We start from the raw sequence: 16,858 nt of genomic DNA, 5'->3' as shown, positions 1-16,858 counted from the left end.
GAATAAAAAGTAGAAGTCAAAGGTTTTTAAATGATGACTAATAATCAGTAGTTAAGGGATATAAGTTGAAAAATTATTTAATTAGTTAATGGTGAAAATATTGTGTAAATAGTAAGCTAAAATTCCACAAATAACGGGTACAGTTAAATTATCAATACCAAACGGGGAAAAAGTTTCTAAAATTGTAGCAAAGATTCCAATGAGTAAGGCAATAATGAATAGTTTTGTCTGTATTGTAGCAACTATTCCGAAGATTGAAATAACTACTAGGATACTTACTAATGTCATGGTTAATGAGCCTTCCCAACTTTTTTTATTACCCAATAGTTGATATTTATGTTTACCCCATTTTTGTCCAATTAGGGCGGCCATACCGTCTCCATAACTCATGATAAGAATACCAATGGCGGTAAATTGTTTTTCTCCTTCGTGCCAAAACAGGGCGGTTAAAATGCCAATACTAATAGCGTAAAATAATGTGCCAAGGCTATGTCTGCCTACACTATTTACACTAGGAAGAATTGGTAAATAGTAAGATGCGATCGCAACTATACTAGCAGTAATAACGGCTAATAAAATGACATCTGAGGTAATATTTAACCACCATGCCAAAAGAATAACATTACCTGTCCCGATATGAACTATTTTGCGAGTTAATTCGCTATCTGTTTTGTGAAGACGATTGAGAATTTCTGCGATTAATAATAAACCTCCTATATATACAGTAATCAGTAATATTGAACCAATTTGATTCGATAAGTTAACTAACATGATTATCTGTTTCCGATTTGAGTGAATAAACCGCCGCAACCATTGCCACACATAGCCACCATAAGGTATTGATTTGAGGACGATACCACACTGTATCAAATAAGCCCTGAGTTGCTAAACCTGCCATAGATGCGATCGCACCTAGAATCCACATGGCTTGTAAATCGTTCTTAGGTTTCATTTTTTTTATTAATACCATCCCCCTCTTAAAAGTTGCCACAATGACCGCTAGAAAAGAGAATAAACCAATCAAACCAGTTTCTAAGGCTATTTCGAGAAAAATGCAATAGGCACTCAGAGCAGTAAATTTAGTTTGCATATAAAGGGGATAAATTTGATTAAAAACTTCATTCCCTGGGCCTATACCAATTAAAGGATGATCCTGTAACATTTGTAAAGCCGCAATCCAAACATTGATACGAAAATTATTACTACTATCCCCTCGCCAAGAAAAAAGGCTAAAAATTCTGATTCTTAAAGGTTCAACAAAAATCATACCAACACCAACCAAAAGCAGGAAAGAGGCAATTACCGTCGGGATTAACCACTTACGCCAAAAGGGTGATAAATATTCATTCCACCAAAACTTAAAGCCAAGGAGAAAGGCAACACCTGTACCAATTAAAGCTAACCATCCTCCCCTACTACCTGTAAAATAAACACAGGCAACATTAATGATTAAAGCAAATCCTGCCAATATTTTTTGCGGTTTAGTTTTCCAAACAATTAAAGCCACTAGGGAAAATGAAACTGCTGGAATTAAGTAACTAGCGAGTAAATTGGGATTACCTAAAAAACTATAAACCCTTGTAGTGTCAGCTAAAGGAGAAGTGGGATCAGTCCATGTAGCTAAAGGTTTAACACCTATAAACTGTTGTCTTACACCATAGGCACTTACAATTAAGGATATTAATAAATATACACCCATAATCAGCGATCGCATCTTTTTTTTAGCAAAAACTCGACTAGCCAAAGCAAAAAATAGCAAATAGAGAGTAAATTTAACTAATCCCGACAAAGCGGCCATTTTCAGAGGAGAAAAAGCTGTTGCAACGACGGAAATTAACCAATAAGCAAAAACCCAAAGATGAATAGGGGTAATTTGATTTTTTTGAATTTCTGAAACCGTTAATAAAGTCCAAAATCCTCCTCCTGCGAGTAAAATAACCCCAATTAATGTATTGCTAGTAAAAGGGGCACTAATAAGAACTAAACATACTAAGATAGTGGCAATTAAATCGCTATAACCGAGAAGATAACTACTCGACTGCCACGAGGATAATAAACCAACTAAATTACCAATTAAACTGCTTTTACGCCAATTTAACCAGAGAGATTTTTCTGCTTGGGAATATTCAACTGTTGACATGAGAAAGAATTTAATTAAAAAATTAAGAATAAAAAATAATCAATCGGAAATGATGAACGTTGTATTAACTACTAATGATTAATTTCTCCCATTCAAAAAACAACTGATGGAATAAATCAGGGCTTTCATCATGAAGACAATGACCTAAATTATCTAATAATTTTAAAGTGATTTGGGGATTAATCTGGGCTAATTTTTCTGCCATTATAGGAGGAATGAGGCGATCGCATTTTCCCCAAAGTAGTAATATAGGAATATTAACCTGAGATAAAAGAGTTTTTGCCGACACATTAAAATCATTGACATAACGAGTTAAAGCAATTAAAGCCCTTACCGCCCCTTTATCTTGGGGAGGAGTGGTAATAATATCAATTAATTCATCATTCACATTTTTATGATCAATATAGGCTAATTTAAGACTACGAGTAATAATACCTCTTTGACGAGCAAGATAAAAAATTAAACGAATTAATAAAGGAAATGCCACTAAATTCTCTAATTTTTGAAGAATGGGATATAAAAAAGGAGGAATAACCTCTCTACGCCCGTAAATGTCAGGTAAACTAATCATTACTAATCCCCGTGCCATCTCAGAGTAATTAGCTACCGTATTCAACGCAATTAAAGAACCAATAGAATTACCGATAATAATACAAGGTTGATTAATAAAATTGTCCCAAAAATCCTTCACTAATTCAGACCAAAAAGGAATACCATACTCTGCATAGGCTTTTTCTGAATTGCCAAAACCTAGTAAATCAATGGCATAAACTGAATGATTTTGCTTTAAAACAGGTATGTTATATCGCCAATGCTTTAAAGAAGCCCCAAAACCATGTAAAAGGAGAATCGGTATTTGATTGTTTCTCGACATATTGGCAGGATAAAAACTATAACGGATACGCCAACCATGCCAAAACCAATCCCTTTGTTTCCCATATTTTTGAGCATTATCAGAATTATCTTTTAGCTTCATTTGCGATTAAAATCAAACCATAAAACCTTAATTTAACTTATTTATAACAATGACAACAAAAATATTATTATTTGGCAGTAACGGACAAGTAGGCACTGAATTAAGCAATCATTTATCCGAAATAGGAGATTTAACCCTGATTAATCGAAATATTGTTAATTTAACCTCAGAAAAGGATATTAGAAACTGTATCAGAAGTTGTAAACCCCAATTTATTGTCAATGCCGCCGCTTATACCGCCGTTGATAAAGCAGAATCTGAACCTCAATTAGCTCAACAAATAAATGCGATCGCACCTCAAATTATTGCAGAAGAAAGTAATAAAATTAACGCACAATTTATTCATATTTCTACAGATTATGTTTTTGACGGCAAATCAAATACTCCTTATTTAGAATCTGATAATACCAATCCTTTAGGTGTTTATGGCAAAAGCAAATTACAAGGAGAAGAAAATATCAAAAAAAATAGTGATAACTATATAATTTTAAGAACTGCGTGGGTGTACGGAAAATATGGTAAGGGAAATTTTTTAAAAACCATGTTAAGAGTAGGAGAAGAAAGAGACATTTTAAAAGTAGTAATAGATCAAATTGGTTGCCCCACTTATGCTGAAGATATAGCCATAATAATCAAAAAAATAATCGAACAAAATGAGGGAGAAAAATGCCGTCAAGACATATATCATTTCACAAATTTAGGAGTTTGTAGCTGGTATGATTTTGCCGTTAATATTTTTCGTCAAGCCCGAAACTTGAATTATTCCTTAAAAGTAAAAGAAATTATCCCCATTTCTACCGCAGAATATCCTACCCCTGCCCAACGCCCTGCCTATTCTGTTCTCAATACCAGTAAAATTAGGAATGATTATAATATTAATGGCGACTATTGGTTAGAATCCCTAGAGCGATATTTTCAATAATAAATTTTAGGAAATTAAGAAAAGTCAAAAGGGCAAATACAATAAATACAAGGCAAGAGATAAAAGTTTAATAGTTTTTGATTCTCCCAAACTCCCAAATCCCCCAAAACCCCAAACACTCACTGCCTACTTTACCTATTACTTAATTATTGCTCAAGGGCAATTCTTCCCTGTTTAATCAAACGAAAAGTGAGAAAATAAACAAAATAAATGATATAAATAATTAATCCAGTCATGCCCAAAAAGCCTAAAAATCCAGTGGTAGAGTTAGGATGAAACCATGATTTATAGTGCCAAGGGGCTTCTAACCACAATCTACACATAGTATCCGCATCTGCCGAAGGAACAAATGCACAACGTAAAAAAGGCGTGAATGCGATCGCACCTATTATGCCATATAAACTTACCGCCCAACGCCAAGAGGTAAGAGCCAAACGTAAACTACTTTTAGGTAAATCTCGTATTTCATCATTAATATCCGCCCAAAACCAAAGACAAATGACAATTAAAATATGTCCAGCAAACCATGCTAAATAACCAACTTGCCATACAGGAATAAACAGATAAATTGCGATAGCTAAAAGACTAGCCACCCGCCAGTAAATAAGTAGTAAGCGTTGAATAGAGGGAATTTGAGTTTTTAAACTCCAAACAGAGAGAATCAGAGGTAAAACTAAGCAAATCAATAAAAATAACTTATAATTAGTCCAAACTAGAGCTTTTAATAAAATTTCTTCCATAAAATCACACCAATAAACAAAAATAGGTGGGGAAAACCCACCCTATAGTAAATGAATTATTGAAACTAGGATAATTAGTCATCATAAAGACGACATTCAGCCGCTTCAGGATTTTCGGAACAATATTGTTCTAAAGAGTTTTTCTTCGGTTCTTTAGTTTTTTGGTGGGAAGCCTCAGCTTGTAATTCTTCCACTGCATCCCATGCCGCCGCACACTCTGCTGAGTTACTATCAGGGTTATCACACACTTCCCTAGCGTGTTTTAATTCTTCTTGAATTTGGTCTTGAATATTGCTCATAGTTTTTGATTCCTTTAACTTTGATTTTATTATCTTTCTATAGCTTATAACAGAATTTTAATCTTTGTTATGGGGATAAGTTCCATTGCTATTTAGAAAATTATATATTAACTCGACTATGTTAATGAGGCAATTGTTAATTGTCTGATTCCTTATGGTTACTATCATCATTATCTCTTATCACTTCGTCCTTAAATCCTCTCAGGGTTTTTCCTAAAGAACTACCTAACTCTGGTATTTTTTTTGGACCAAAAATTAAAACCGTCACGAGCAAAATAATAATTACTTCTGCCCAACCTAAACCAAACATATTTATATTCTCTCAAATTTGGATAAAATACCGATTCATTTTAACAAGATTTAAACTTAATTTGACATAGTAATTTTAGATTCGACTAGGTTTCAGGTTTCAGGCTTTAGTTAATTTTTCAACAACCTCTATGTAATATTCTGAATAGCGATCGCAACATTTTGGCCTCCAAAACCAAAGCTAAAACAAAGTACATTTTTTAAAGAATGGTGATGGGATTTTTTCACAAAATTAAGTCCAAAATCAAGAGTTAGGTTCGTAGTATTTGGTAAGAGAGTTTGTTTCTCTAAGGCTAAAAAGTTCAGTGCAGATGCGATCGCACCTCCTGCCCCTAATGTGTGACCTGTAAATCCTTTCGTGGAACTAACATAGGGAGAGTGGGGAAATAGTTTTTTAATAATCAGTGCTTCTCGTTGATCATTTAAAATTGTTCCTGTACCATGAGCATGAATATAATCGATTTCTTGAGGGTATAAACCAGAATTATAGAGACAATCTTTAACACAGCCAATGGCAGTATCACCATCTGACTCAGGAGTAGTCATCGCCAAAGCATCACAATTCATACTCCAACCAAGAATTTCTCCGTAAATTTTGGCATTTCTTAAATGGGCAGATTCTTCGGTTTCTAATAATAATAATCCTCCTCCTTCTCCTAAAACTAAACCGCTTCTGTTCACGGCAAAAGGGAAACAACCCTCTTGAGAAAGGGCTTTCATCTGATTAAATCCCGTGATAGTTAAAGGAGTAATGGCCGCTTCTACTCCCCCGACGACAACTTGTGAGCATCTATTTTGTTTAATTAATTCATACCCAAGTGCGATCGCAACTAAGCCCGTAGCACAAGCATTAGTAGGAGCAGAAACAAAACCTTGAGTTTGCAGATATTGGGCAATAATTAACGCAGGTTGAGAGGGTAAAGTATGCAACCAAGACAAAGAAGAAAAATCGGGAGGAGAAGAAGATAAAAAATATTCCCACTGACTTTGACAACCCCGACTCGAACCCACAATCACCCCAATATTATCTTGAGGAAGAGTTAACCTTGCATCCTGACATAATTGCTGTATAAGAATTTTCGTTAAATCATGGATAGACACTGGTTGTTTTTCAATCATCCCCAACGGTAGAGGTGGGAGAAAAGAAAAAGGTTGTTGAATTTTTATTCCAGAAACGCCATTTAGGATTTTCTGCCAAGTATCTTGAGTATTTCCTAAACAGGTAAAAAGGCTAATGCCCGTAACAACTATTTTCAAAACAGAGATAAAAATGTAGAAAAGGAAATGGATTTTTAAAGGGCAAAGGGCAAAGGGCAAAGGGCAAAGGGCAAAGGGCAAAGGTAAACAGTTAATAATTAATAACTTTTAACTCCTAACTCCTAACTCCTAACTCCTAACTCATACTTCTACTTTTTCAAATTTTCCGCTCCAGAAATTACTTCGGCAGACTCGATGCGATCGCCTTGCTCAATACTTGTAACGACATCCATACCTTCTGTTACTCTACCAAAAACAGCATAATTACCATCAAGGAAAGGCAACTCAGCTAAAGTAAAATAGAATTGAGCGGAAGCTGAATCAGGCATTTGAGAACGAGCCATGGCAATAACACCATAGTCATGCTTTAACTCAGGTGCAGTAGTAATAGTTTGACCATAAACAATCTCAGGGGGAGTAACTCCTTCTTTAGTTTCATCATATTCAGGACGAATTTCAAGGGGAATATAGCGAGGAGTTTTCGTAGTGGGGTCAACATAACTGCCAGTACCCAAACGAGTTACAGGAACATTAGGATCTTTGCTTTGAGGATCTCCTCCCTGTGCTACAAAGGGTTGAGGTTCTTTGATAACACGGTGAAACATAGACCCATTATAAACCCCTTGTTGTACTAAATCGACAAAATTTCCAGCTGTGATAGGAGCATTATTGCCGTCAAGTTCAATGGTAACGGATTGCCCGTTAATTTTCATTACTACTGTTGCGTTTCCTTCTAAACGAGGTAAATTCATAGAGTTGTTATTTAGACTAATGTTATCTTGATTGTTACTTTCTTCCTCATTGGGATTAGTTTCCCCTGAAGAAAGATTGTCTTCTGAATTGCTATTATCTACTGCAGAGGTAGTGGTTTCTTGAGTGTTTTTCTCTACCCCTGAAGTAGCATTTAACTGTTGACATCCTGATAAACCTATGACCGTGATTAAACAAAGAACCACGATTAAATTAAGATTTTTATTAAAAGATGAAACTTTCATATAGCTTTATTTTTCTTAGTTATTATAAATCAAAAGGTGAGCTAAGAGTTAGAATAAGACCTGAGTTCGACGAAAAAAGTCTTTAAAAATAACGTTGAGAGTTATCAATAAGCAAATTTCACCAGAAACAATAATTAAACTTAGGAAAAACTCTCATGAAATTAATTTATTCAGCTTTTTTGTCAATAATCATGACTTTTAACTCCTAACTCCTAACTCACGTGGTGATGAGGTAAATTAATGATATGTTTACCCTATTTTTCATTAACCCCTAATTAGTAACTAATTCTTCAACAATAGGGGGATTTTCCTGAGTAGTAAGTTTTTCGAGTAACGTCGCACTTGCCTCATTTAAACCAATCAACTTGACATCAACACCGTTACGGCGGAATTTGAATACCACTTTATCCACTGCGGCAACAGCACCTTGATCCCATAAATGAGCATAGGTTAGGTTAATAGTGACAGTATCGACTAATTCGTCAAAATCAAATTTCCCTAAAAATTCCTCAATAGAGACAAAGAAGATTTGCCCAGATACATTATAGGTACGATGGTTGCCGTCTTCACTTAAGACTTTATCCACAAAGACTAATTTTGCAATTTTGCGAGAGAAAAATACTGTACTCAATATGATGCCAGTAATTACCCCTAAAGCAAAGTTTCGGGTAGCAATAGTAATTAACATAGTAGTTAACATTACCGCCGTTTCCGTAGAAGGAGTGCGAGAGATATTCTTAAAAGATGACCAACGTATCGTACCAATGGATACCATAAACATCACGGCGACTAATGCGGCCATAGGCATCTGTTTTACCCAGTCTTGTAAGACTAAAATGGCAAATAAGAGAAAAATTCCCGCACAAAAAGTGGATAATCTGCCTCTACCTCCTGATTGTACGTTAATAACCGATTGTCCAATCATGCCACATCCTGCCATTCCTCCAAAAAAGGATGTAACAATATTAGCGATACCTTGCCCTTTTGCTTCTTGGTTTTTGTCGCTAGGGGTGTCAGTTAATTCATCCACTAGGGCGGCGGTGAGGAAGGAGGCTAGTAATCCCACTAATGCCATTGTTAGAGAGTAAGGCAGAATGATATTCAGAGTTTCGAGGTTTAAGGGTACATTAGGCAAGGCAAAAATTGGTAATGTGGTGGGTAATTCTCCCATGTCTCCCACTGTAGGCACGTCTAATTTTAGGGTAATGGTGGCTATTGTCATCACCGCTAAGGCAACTAAAGGAGAAGGTACTGCTTGGGTGAAACGGGGTAGGATATAAATAATTAGTAAAGATGCGATCGCAATTAGATATACTGTTGAGGGTACGTTGGTTAAGTGAGGTAATTGGGCAAGAAATATCAAGACTCCGAGGGCGTTAATATAACCCATCATCACCGCACGGGGTACATATTTCATCTGTTTACCAAGTTTGAATACCCCGAATAATACCTGTAAAATCCCTGTTAAGAGAGTGGCGGCAAATAGATACTCAATGCCATGATCTTTCACTAAGTTTACCATTAATAATGCCATAGCCCCTGTAGCGGCAGATATAGAGCCTACCCTACCGCCTAAAAATGCGGTGATTACAGCAATGATAAAGGATGCGTATAAACCGACTTTGGGATCAACTCCTGCGATAATGGAAAATGCGATCGCCTCTGGAATAAGAGCTAAACCGACGACTGCCCCTGCTAAAATATCCGCTTTAATATTGAAAAACCATTCTCTTTTTAGGGTTGTTGAATTGATAAACATTTCCTCCGATAATTGTTAATTAAAAATATATGTGAAGTTAAAATTAAGAAAGTTTAGGATGGGGGGTGCATCGCCTAACAACTTAGGGATGGGGATTTAATATGTGTTGGTTAGAATAAAAGTTAGTTTAAGGGGGATACATTATTTAGATGCGATCGAGTTATATTTACAAAAGTTAATAATACTTATAGCTTTTATTCTGGGAAAAATCAAGAAATTTTAATTGTGGATTTTAATATTCCTAAAAATTTTCTCAAATCTTCGTTGCCCATTGCAATTCTTGCCTGATTCGGTTTCATAACCTAAATAAATATCCAATTAATTTTACCTATCCACTTACTATTGCTCATGGTGAACGGTCTATGATATTCTGTTTAGGGCTTAATGACCATTATTGATAGCAGTTAAGGAAATATCCCCGATGGAACAAATAGCAGAGCAAGAAAAACAGTCATCTATCGAAAAAACGACTTTTACCGTACAAGAAATCCAAGAATTATTACCCCATCGCTATCCCTTTGCTTTAGTCGATCGCATCTTAGATTATACACCGGGGGAAAGAGCAGTAGGTTTAAAAAATGTTACCATCAACGAGCCTTTTTTTCCGGGGCATATTCCGGGTAATCCTTTGATGCCGGGGGTTTTACAGTTAGAGGCTCTAGCACAAGTCGGGGGAGTAATTTTAACCCTATTACCGGGTATGAAAGGAAAATTTTTTGCTTATGCGGGGGTTGATAATGCCCGTTTTCGCCGTCCTGTAGTACCGGGTGATCAATTAATCATGACCGTAGAATTACTGTCTTTTAAACGTAACCGTATTGCTAAAATGCAAGGGCGAGGCTTAGTTGACAATCAACTGGCTGTAGAAGCTCAAATGCTTTTTTCTCTCCTTGATTAATTTAATTATTACATAACTGAGGTGATGATAAAACCGTGATACATCCTACTGCTATCATTGATCCTAAAGCAGAGTTAGATTCTACTGTACAGGTTGCACCCTATGCGGTAATTGGTGCTGATGTAAAAATTGGAGCAAATACCACTGTTGGCTCTCATACCGTAATTGAAGGACCGATTGAAATTGGCTGTGATAATCAGATTTTCCCGGGTTCTGCTTTGGGTTTAGCACCTCAAGATTTAAAGTATAAGGGGGCTAAAAGTCTTGTAAAAATAGGCGATCGCAATGTAATTCGAGAATATGTAACAGTGAACAGAGCTACGGGAGAGGGAGAAACAACCATTATAGGTAATGATAATCTCTTAATGGCTTATGTCCATGTCGCCCATAACTGCATTTTACACGATCGCATCGTTATTGCTAACTCCGTGGCGATCGCAGGTCATGTAGAAATCGAATCAAAGGCTGTGATTGGGGGAATGTTGGGCATTCATCAATTCGTGAAAATTGGTACAATGGCAATGTTAGGGGGAATGAGTAGAATCGATCGAGATGTGCCTCCTTATATGTTAGTAGAAGGTAATCCCTCCCATGTGCGATCGTTAAACTTAGTGGCATTGAAACGCAATAATTTCAGTAGTGAGCAGGTATCGTTGTTGAAAAAAGCCTATAAAATCCTTTATCGTTCTAAATTGACGGTAAATCAAGCCCTAGAAGAATTACAACCCCTAACCGATAATGAACAGATTAAGCATCTTGTGGAATTTATCCGTGCTTCTGCCAATGACTCAGGTAGGAGAGGATTAATTAATGCTAAATAATTAATAATAGATACTTGATAGAAGTCGAGTAATGAGTAATGAGTTATATTATGTACAAAAAAGCATGAAAATTAATTACTATCAAAATAGGAATATTAATCCCATTATTCAAGAACGTTTAGGAGTATCTTGGGAAAATATTATTAGCTTTTGTCAACAGTTTAAAATCAAAGAATTAGCTTTATTTGGCTCAATATTAAGGGACGATTTTTCTGTTAATAGTGATGTTGATTTTTTGGTCACATTATCTTCTGATACTAAATTGAATTGGATTTATTTTCAATTGATGGAAGAGACATTAAAAAAAATGATTAATAGGAAAATTGATATAATTTTTAAAGACAATTTGGAAAAAAGTGCTAATTGGATCAGAAAAAAAGAAATTTTAACCACTGCTGAGGTAATTTATGAATCGTGATTTAGCCTCCCTTCTTGATGCTTTAATTTTTGCCAAAAGAATTATTGATTTCACGAGAAATTATGGAAGAGGAAGACTTTGCCAATGATTTAAAAACTCAGGCAGCAGTTATGTATGAAATTTCTGTTTTGGGAGAAGCAATGAAGAGGATTTCTACAGAATTTTATGAACAAAATCCTCAAATTCCTTACAAAGAAATTATAGGAATGCGGAATAAGTTAGTTCATGATTATGATGGAATAAATATTGCTCTAGTTTGGAGTGTATCCCAAATTCAAATTCCAGAATTAATAAAAATTTTAGAATTAATTTTATCGAAACCTCAATACTCTAATAACCGAATAAACTAATACTTATTATGATCCAACAACTAGAAGAGGCTATCATTAAACTTTCAGAATTGCCTCAAACCGAACAAGAGGCGATCGCACAGATGATTCTTTCAACCATAGAAAGTAAAAAGGAATCACTAAATGCTTGGGATACTTTAGAAGAAATGGCTGGAAGTATTGACGCACCCGAAGATTGGTCAAAGGAACACGATCACTATCTTTATGGTACTATGAAAAATAATAATCATGACCAATAGACTATTCCTCGATACCGCATTCATTCAGGCTATATTAAATCGCCGAGATAAATATCATCAATCAGCATTAAAACTATTACCTTTGGTGAAAAATGCTCAAGAAATATGGACTACAGAGGCAATTTTAATGGAAGTAGGAAATGCTCTTAGTAAATTTGATCGCATCAAAGTAGTTAACTTTATCAAACAGTGTTATACTACAGAAAACATAAAAATAGTTAATATTAGTTCTGATGTATTTAGAGAGGGTTTAAATCTTTATGAATCCCGTCAAGATAAAGAATGGGGACTAATTGATTGTATTTCCTTTTCTGTAATGACTAAACAAAACATAACCGATGCACTCACTTCTGATCATCACTTTACCCAAGCGGGTTTTAATGCTTTATTAATTTCAGATTAGATTGAAAATATAATGAATAAAGATAACATAATCGTTCCTCTCGATGTCCCTAGTTTAGAAGATGCGATCGCACTTGTTAAGAAATTACCTGAAGTCAGCTTTTGGAAAGTAGGCTTAGAGCTATTTGTCAGCACAGGAAGCGATATACTTAGATACTTGAAAGACGAAAACAAAAAAATCTTTCTCGATCTCAAATTCCATGACATCCCCAACACCGTCAAAAGTGCTACCAAATCTGCATTAAAGTATGATGTGGACTTATTAACCCTCCATGCCACTGCTGGTAGAGAAGCCCTTACCGCCGCCAAAGAAGTCGTAAAAGAGTCTGCATCCCCCATGAAATTGTTAGCCATTAGCGTTTTAACGAGCATTAATAGCCGACAATTAGCCTTTGACCTCAAAATTCCCCTAGAACTGCCCGAATACGCCTTAAATAACGCCCTGATGGCTCAAGAATGTGGTATTGATGGAGCGGTTTGTTCCCCCCAAGAAGCCCGAAAATTGAAGGAAGTATGCGGACAAGATTTTATCCTAGTATGCCCCGGAGTGCGTCCAAAATGGGCGGTTACAGGAGATCAACAGAGGGTAATGACACCGAAAAAAGCCTTTGCCGAAGGTGCGGATTATTTAGTGATTGGGCGCCCCATTACTCAAGCAGAAAACCCTGTGTTAGCGTGGGAAAAAGTAATTGCAGAAATTTGATTTTTTAAATAGGTGAGATGGAGATTATGAATACTGCTTTAATCTGGTTTCGTAATGATTTAAGAATACATGATCATGCAATTTTAGCAAGAATTGCAGAGGGTAATTATCAACAAATAATTCCTTTTTATTGTTTTGATGATAGACAGTTTAAAACTACTTTTTTTGGGTTTGCCAAAACAGGTAAATATAGAGCAAAGTTTTTAATAGAAAGTGTTGCTGATTTAAGAAAATCTCTACAAAAATTAGGTACAAACTTAATAGTTAGAAAAGGTTTTCCTGAACAAATTATTCCTGATCTTGCTAAACAATATAATGTTACAGAAGTTTATTTTTCTCAGGAAGCTACAGAGGAAGAAATAACCGTTGAAAATCGTTTAATTAAGGCTTTAAAACAATTGCGGACTCAAGTAAAATCCTGTTGGCAATCGACTCTTTATCAACCAGATGATTTACCTTTTTCCATAGAAAACTTACCTGATTTATTTACTAACTTTCGGAAACAAATAGAAAAAAAAAGCACAGTCGAGGAATGTTTTGAAAGCCCGAAAAAATTACCGCCAATTCCCCCCATTGACACAGGCAATATTCCAATTTTATCAGATTTAGGATTAGATGATTTTGAAGCAAGTCAATTAGCGGTTTTACCTTTCAAAGGAGGAGAAACAGAAGCAATTAAAAGACTAAAATCTTATTTCTGGGAAAAGGATTGTCTCAAGGTTTATAAAGAAACTCGCAATGGAATGTTAGGAGGAGATTATTCTTCTAAATTTTCTCCTTGGTTAGCGTTGGGGTGTCTTTCTCCTCGTTATATCTATGAGGAAGTAGAAAAGTATGAGCAAGAAAGAGTAAAAAATGACTCTACTTACTGGCTAATTTTTGAGTTATTATGGCGAGATTTTTTCCGTTTTACGGCGGTTAAGTATGGCAATCGTCTCTTTTATCCGTCGGGGATTCAAAATATTAACATTCCTTGGCAGGAAAATTGGTCAATTTTTGAAGCATGGTGCGAGGGACAAACAGGCTACCCATTAATTGATGCAAATATGAGGGAATTAAAAACCACTGGTTTTATGTCGAATCGGGGAAGGCAGAATGTGGCGAGTTTTTTAACGAAAAATTTAGGGATAAATTGGCAAATGGGGGCTGAGTGGTTTGAATCTCTCTTGATTGATTATGATGTTTGCAGTAATTGGGGAAATTGGAATTATACGGCAGGAATTGGTAATGATGGGAGGGGTTTCCGTTATTTTAATATACCAAAACAGTCCAAAGACTATGATTATCGGGGAGATTATTTACGCCATTGGTTGCCTGAAATTGCTTCTATTAGAGGAGATAAAATTCATGAGCCATGGAAATTATCTCGGGGAGAACAACAACAATTTAGAGTACAATTAGGAGTAGATTATCCTGCACCCATTGTGGATTTTTTCAAGTCTGTCAAATATAACGAAAAAGTTTATTTAAGCGCGATCGCATGAGAACAATCTTAATTGTTGAAGATGACCCCATTAATATGAAAGTTTTTAGCAAAATTTTGGTAAAAAGAGGGGGATTTGAGGTAAAAGGAACAGAAAATGTGGATGAAGTTATTTTGATGGCGAAAGAAGGTATCCCTGATGTAATTTTAATGGATGTTTCTTTAGCCAATAGTTTTTATCAAGGGAAAGCAGTAGATGGAATAAAAATAACTCAAATTTTAAAACAGGATAGTAATACTAAGCATATTCCTGTTATTTTAGTTACCGCTCACGCTATGCAGGGAGATAAAGAAAGTTTTTTAGCAGAAAGTGGTGCCGATGGGTATATTTCTAAACCAGTAGTTGATCATCAAGATTTTGTGGATAGAATTAAGGCAGTTATAAACAATTAGTCTGATTGAAGAAATCACCACAATTCAATACTGTTAATTCGTCAAAGTAATAATTTCTTGACTTACACGCAATCCGCTAAAATAAGCACCATGTACAGTAGCAGGATAATCGATGGAAGTTGCTTCCCCTGCGAAAAAAATCTTTTTATTAATAGGTTTAGCTAATTCTTGACGATGGTTTGGTGTGGAATTAGTGGCATAATAAGAGTAAGAGCCAAAGGTAAAAGGATCTTGATTCCATCGGGTTAACTGATAATCTATGGGTTGAGGGATAGAATTGCCGTAAATTTGCCGTAAATTTTTCATGGCATCAGCGACAATTTCCTCGTCACTCCATGACTCTATTTCTCTCCCGAATTTCCCCGCATTAAATCCCAATAATATCGGTTTTCTCAGTGCCGATTCAAGATTAACCCATTCACTCCATTGTCCTTTTTTCTCTGAAATCTTCTCTATCCAGTCGTAATTATTTTGCCAAAATCTTTTCGGAAAAAGTAAGTATAATTTGTTTAAAACTCCCATACCTAATTGATTAATTGCCTCCAATTTTTTCTCTGGTAAAGGAGGAGAAAACTTAACGATATTTTTTTGTAAAACTCCTAATGGTAAAGTGACAATTACTCTATCTGCTTGAAAATTGCCTTTGTTAGTAATAACATTCACACCCTGACTATTAGATGCAATAGATTCTACGGTATGATCAAGTTTAATATTCAATCCCGTGGCTAAATAATCACTAATCAGATTATAACCTTTAACAAATAGTAAATCATCTCCATCAAATTCTTTGGTTTCATCAAAATAGAAAGCAGAAAGTTGAGATATATCTGCGGCGTATTCTTGCTCAATGTTAGAATTTAATAAATACTCAAAATATTGTTTATTAACATCTGATAATGTTTGCCATTTTAATTCTTTTTCTAATGCTTTTTGTAAAGAAATATCTTCATCATATTTATTCTGAATTTTGCTGATAATTTCCTGTAGTTTATTGTTTAATGTATCTAATTTTTCTTCTTTTTCTTCTGTAATGAATTTACCATTAATATCATATATAATCGCTTTTTCACTCTTAGTAGGAAAAACTTGAGCATTGATAGAATTAGCTAATTGTGTAATGGGATTACCCTCCTTTCCATGAATCCAAGAAGCCCCCATATCCACAAAAGCATCATCCCATTTTTTACTTGTCCATAAACGCCCACCAATACGATTTCTTGCTTCTAATAAGATTACTTCAAAACCTTTATTTTGCAGAGTTTTACCTGCTGTTAACCCTGCTATTCCTGCACCGATAATAATAATTTTTTCTTTATTTTTCTTAGTAGTTTTTAATGAGTTATTGGCAAGATTTTTTGACGCAACAATATGAGCTAATATGACACTAGATACGATTAGAAAAAAACGACGATTAATCATAAATTACTATAAATGATTTGTGATCGCTATGATATAGTGATCCTTTCACAAAATCACTAATAAGGCAAATATTTAGTAAATACATTAAGCAAATATTCTTTTATCATTAGAAGACAATAAATCATCTCGATAACTTTCAAACTTAATACCATCATCAACACCATTAAAATCAAGGACTTTTTCGCTCCACTGTAAACGATGCTGCTTATTTATATATTCATAAATTGCCTCTCTAACAAGACTATTTGGAGTTTTACCTGATTTTTTTGCAATCACCATAAGATTATGTAATAATTCATCTTCTAAATCAATGTTTAAATTCATATTTACCTCAC

21 protein-coding genes are annotated in these 16,858 nt (G+C 35.1%); 10 read left to right on the top strand and 11 right to left on the bottom strand.

What is annotated here, in order from left to right:
- Positions 1-81: 81 nt before the first annotated feature.
- From Dongsha4_RS17220 to Dongsha4_RS17210, 3 genes are all read right to left on the bottom strand, one after another.
- The gene (locus Dongsha4_RS17220) at positions 82-771 is read right to left on the bottom strand and encodes a diacylglycerol/polyprenol kinase family protein (RefSeq protein ID WP_330203519.1); all 690 of its coding nucleotides are present in this window, start codon (positions 769-771) and stop codon (positions 82-84) included.
- A complete protein-coding gene (locus tag Dongsha4_RS17215) occupies positions 761-2,140 on the bottom strand; it encodes an IctB family putative bicarbonate transporter (RefSeq protein ID WP_330203518.1) in 1,380 nt (459 codons plus the stop codon). Before Dongsha4_RS17215 ends, Dongsha4_RS17220 begins: the two co-directional genes overlap by 11 nt.
- Positions 2,141-2,204: 64 nt before the next feature.
- Entirely contained in the window at positions 2,205-3,116 is a 912-nt protein-coding gene (locus tag Dongsha4_RS17210) for an alpha/beta fold hydrolase (RefSeq protein ID WP_330203517.1), read from the bottom strand.
- 49 nt (positions 3,117-3,165) lie between these two features.
- Between Dongsha4_RS17210 and rfbD the strand changes: the two genes are divergently transcribed.
- Positions 3,166-4,038, top strand: coding sequence for a dTDP-4-dehydrorhamnose reductase (gene rfbD, locus Dongsha4_RS17205; protein ID WP_330203516.1), 873 nt, complete (start codon positions 3,166-3,168; stop codon positions 4,036-4,038).
- 146 nt (positions 4,039-4,184) lie between these two features.
- Here rfbD and Dongsha4_RS17200 read toward each other — a convergent pair whose 3' ends face one another.
- From Dongsha4_RS17200 to Dongsha4_RS17175, 6 genes are all read right to left on the bottom strand, one after another.
- Positions 4,185-4,778 carry a DUF3177 family protein gene (locus Dongsha4_RS17200; RefSeq protein WP_330203515.1) on the bottom strand — a complete coding sequence of 198 codons (594 nt, stop codon included), beginning with the start codon at positions 4,776-4,778 and terminating at the stop codon, positions 4,185-4,187.
- Positions 4,779-4,852: 74 nt separating this feature from the next.
- Positions 4,853-5,077, bottom strand: a complete 225-nt coding sequence (locus tag Dongsha4_RS17195) for a Calvin cycle protein CP12 (RefSeq protein ID WP_330203514.1) — start codon at positions 5,075-5,077, stop codon at positions 4,853-4,855.
- Between the two features lie 136 nt (positions 5,078-5,213).
- Positions 5,214-5,387 carry a twin-arginine translocase TatA/TatE family subunit gene (gene tatA, locus Dongsha4_RS17190; RefSeq protein ID WP_330203513.1) on the bottom strand — a complete coding sequence of 58 codons (174 nt, stop codon included), beginning with the start codon at positions 5,385-5,387 and terminating at the stop codon, positions 5,214-5,216.
- A gap of 128 nt (positions 5,388-5,515) precedes the next feature.
- Positions 5,516-6,643 carry a beta-ketoacyl-ACP synthase gene (locus Dongsha4_RS17185; protein ID WP_330203512.1) on the bottom strand — a complete coding sequence of 376 codons (1,128 nt, stop codon included), beginning with the start codon at positions 6,641-6,643 and terminating at the stop codon, positions 5,516-5,518.
- A 149-nt stretch (positions 6,644-6,792) separates the two neighbouring features.
- Positions 6,793-7,638, bottom strand: coding sequence for a peptidylprolyl isomerase (locus Dongsha4_RS17180; RefSeq protein WP_330203511.1), 846 nt, complete (start codon positions 7,636-7,638; stop codon positions 6,793-6,795).
- 271 nt (positions 7,639-7,909) lie between these two features.
- Positions 7,910-9,397 (bottom strand): SulP family inorganic anion transporter, encoded by a 1,488-nt coding sequence (locus Dongsha4_RS17175; protein WP_330203510.1) that lies wholly within the window; start codon positions 9,395-9,397, stop codon positions 7,910-7,912.
- 421 nt (positions 9,398-9,818) lie between these two features.
- Here Dongsha4_RS17175 and fabZ point away from each other — a divergent pair, with 421 nt between their 5' ends.
- The 9 genes from fabZ (at position 9,819) to Dongsha4_RS17130 (ending at position 15,104) form a co-directional block, all read left to right on the top strand.
- Positions 9,819-10,295: a 3-hydroxyacyl-ACP dehydratase FabZ gene (gene fabZ, locus Dongsha4_RS17170; protein ID WP_330203509.1), complete on the top strand. Its 477-nt coding sequence runs from the start codon at positions 9,819-9,821 to the stop codon at positions 10,293-10,295.
- A 35-nt stretch (positions 10,296-10,330) separates the two neighbouring features.
- Positions 10,331-11,116, top strand: a complete 786-nt coding sequence (lpxA, locus tag Dongsha4_RS17165) for an acyl-ACP--UDP-N-acetylglucosamine O-acyltransferase (protein WP_015218595.1) — start codon at positions 10,331-10,333, stop codon at positions 11,114-11,116.
- 64 nt (positions 11,117-11,180) lie between these two features.
- Positions 11,181-11,534 (top strand): nucleotidyltransferase family protein, encoded by a 354-nt coding sequence (locus tag Dongsha4_RS17160; RefSeq protein WP_330203508.1) that lies wholly within the window; start codon positions 11,181-11,183, stop codon positions 11,532-11,534.
- A 29-nt stretch (positions 11,535-11,563) separates the two neighbouring features.
- Positions 11,564-11,884, top strand: a complete 321-nt coding sequence (locus tag Dongsha4_RS17155) for a HepT-like ribonuclease domain-containing protein (RefSeq protein ID WP_330203507.1) — start codon at positions 11,564-11,566, stop codon at positions 11,882-11,884.
- A gap of 8 nt (positions 11,885-11,892) precedes the next feature.
- A complete protein-coding gene (locus Dongsha4_RS17150; RefSeq protein ID WP_330203506.1) occupies positions 11,893-12,123 on the top strand; it encodes a hypothetical protein in 231 nt (76 codons plus the stop codon).
- Positions 12,113-12,526: a type II toxin-antitoxin system VapC family toxin gene (locus Dongsha4_RS17145; protein WP_330203505.1), complete on the top strand. Its 414-nt coding sequence runs from the start codon at positions 12,113-12,115 to the stop codon at positions 12,524-12,526. The genes Dongsha4_RS17150 and Dongsha4_RS17145 overlap by 11 nt, the downstream gene beginning before the upstream one ends.
- Positions 12,527-12,535: 9 nt before the next feature.
- Complete coding sequence (gene pyrF, locus Dongsha4_RS17140; protein WP_330205466.1) at positions 12,536-13,228, top strand: orotidine-5'-phosphate decarboxylase; 693 nt, start codon at positions 12,536-12,538, stop codon at positions 13,226-13,228.
- A gap of 26 nt (positions 13,229-13,254) precedes the next feature.
- The gene (locus Dongsha4_RS17135; RefSeq protein WP_330203504.1) at positions 13,255-14,712 is read left to right on the top strand and encodes a DASH family cryptochrome; all 1,458 of its coding nucleotides are present in this window, start codon (positions 13,255-13,257) and stop codon (positions 14,710-14,712) included.
- Positions 14,709-15,104, top strand: a complete 396-nt coding sequence (locus Dongsha4_RS17130) for a response regulator (protein WP_330203503.1) — start codon at positions 14,709-14,711, stop codon at positions 15,102-15,104. The genes Dongsha4_RS17135 and Dongsha4_RS17130 overlap by 4 nt, the downstream gene beginning before the upstream one ends.
- A 33-nt stretch (positions 15,105-15,137) precedes the next feature.
- On the opposite strand, the gene Dongsha4_RS17125 is transcribed toward Dongsha4_RS17130, so the two are convergent.
- Positions 15,138-16,523, bottom strand: coding sequence for a flavin monoamine oxidase family protein (locus tag Dongsha4_RS17125; protein ID WP_330203502.1), 1,386 nt, complete (start codon positions 16,521-16,523; stop codon positions 15,138-15,140).
- A gap of 84 nt (positions 16,524-16,607) precedes the next feature.
- Entirely contained in the window at positions 16,608-16,847 is a 240-nt protein-coding gene (locus tag Dongsha4_RS17120; RefSeq protein ID WP_330203501.1) for a type II toxin-antitoxin system VapB family antitoxin, read from the bottom strand.
- Between the last annotated feature and the right edge of the window lie 11 nt (positions 16,848-16,858).

Source organism: Cyanobacterium sp. Dongsha4 (assembly GCF_036345015.1).
Classification (GTDB): domain Bacteria; phylum Cyanobacteriota; class Cyanobacteriia; order Cyanobacteriales; family Cyanobacteriaceae; genus PCC-10605.
This window is presented reverse-complemented; position numbering and strand designations above follow the sequence as displayed.

Excerpts from the sequence above, each read along its gene's own strand:
- Dongsha4_RS17220 (WP_330203519.1), bottom strand. The coding sequence starts at position 771 with ATGTTAGTTAACTTATCGAATCAAATTGGTTCAATATTACTGATTACT.
- Dongsha4_RS17215 (WP_330203518.1), bottom strand. The coding sequence starts at position 2,140 with ATGTCAACAGTTGAATATTCCCAAGCAGAAAAATCTCTCTGGTTAAAT.
- Dongsha4_RS17210 (WP_330203517.1), bottom strand. The coding sequence starts at position 3,116 with ATGAAGCTAAAAGATAATTCTGATAATGCTCAAAAATATGGGAAACAA.
- rfbD (WP_330203516.1), top strand. The coding sequence starts at position 3,166 with ATGACAACAAAAATATTATTATTTGGCAGTAACGGACAAGTAGGCACT.
- Dongsha4_RS17200 (WP_330203515.1), bottom strand. The coding sequence starts at position 4,778 with ATGGAAGAAATTTTATTAAAAGCTCTAGTTTGGACTAATTATAAGTTA.
- Dongsha4_RS17195 (WP_330203514.1), bottom strand. The coding sequence starts at position 5,077 with ATGAGCAATATTCAAGACCAAATTCAAGAAGAATTAAAACACGCTAGG.
- tatA (WP_330203513.1), bottom strand. The coding sequence starts at position 5,387 with ATGTTTGGTTTAGGTTGGGCAGAAGTAATTATTATTTTGCTCGTGACG.
- Dongsha4_RS17180 (WP_330203511.1), bottom strand. The coding sequence starts at position 7,638 with ATGAAAGTTTCATCTTTTAATAAAAATCTTAATTTAATCGTGGTTCTT.
- Dongsha4_RS17175 (WP_330203510.1), bottom strand. The coding sequence starts at position 9,397 with ATGTTTATCAATTCAACAACCCTAAAAAGAGAATGGTTTTTCAATATT.
- fabZ (WP_330203509.1), top strand. The coding sequence starts at position 9,819 with ATGGAACAAATAGCAGAGCAAGAAAAACAGTCATCTATCGAAAAAACG.
- Dongsha4_RS17160 (WP_330203508.1), top strand. The coding sequence starts at position 11,181 with ATGAAAATTAATTACTATCAAAATAGGAATATTAATCCCATTATTCAA.
- Dongsha4_RS17150 (WP_330203506.1), top strand. The coding sequence starts at position 11,893 with ATGATCCAACAACTAGAAGAGGCTATCATTAAACTTTCAGAATTGCCT.
- Dongsha4_RS17145 (WP_330203505.1), top strand. The coding sequence starts at position 12,113 with ATGACCAATAGACTATTCCTCGATACCGCATTCATTCAGGCTATATTA.
- Dongsha4_RS17135 (WP_330203504.1), top strand. The coding sequence starts at position 13,255 with ATGAATACTGCTTTAATCTGGTTTCGTAATGATTTAAGAATACATGAT.
- Dongsha4_RS17130 (WP_330203503.1), top strand. The coding sequence starts at position 14,709 with ATGAGAACAATCTTAATTGTTGAAGATGACCCCATTAATATGAAAGTT.
- Dongsha4_RS17125 (WP_330203502.1), bottom strand. The coding sequence starts at position 16,523 with ATGATTAATCGTCGTTTTTTTCTAATCGTATCTAGTGTCATATTAGCT.
- Dongsha4_RS17120 (WP_330203501.1), bottom strand. The coding sequence starts at position 16,847 with ATGAATTTAAACATTGATTTAGAAGATGAATTATTACATAATCTTATG.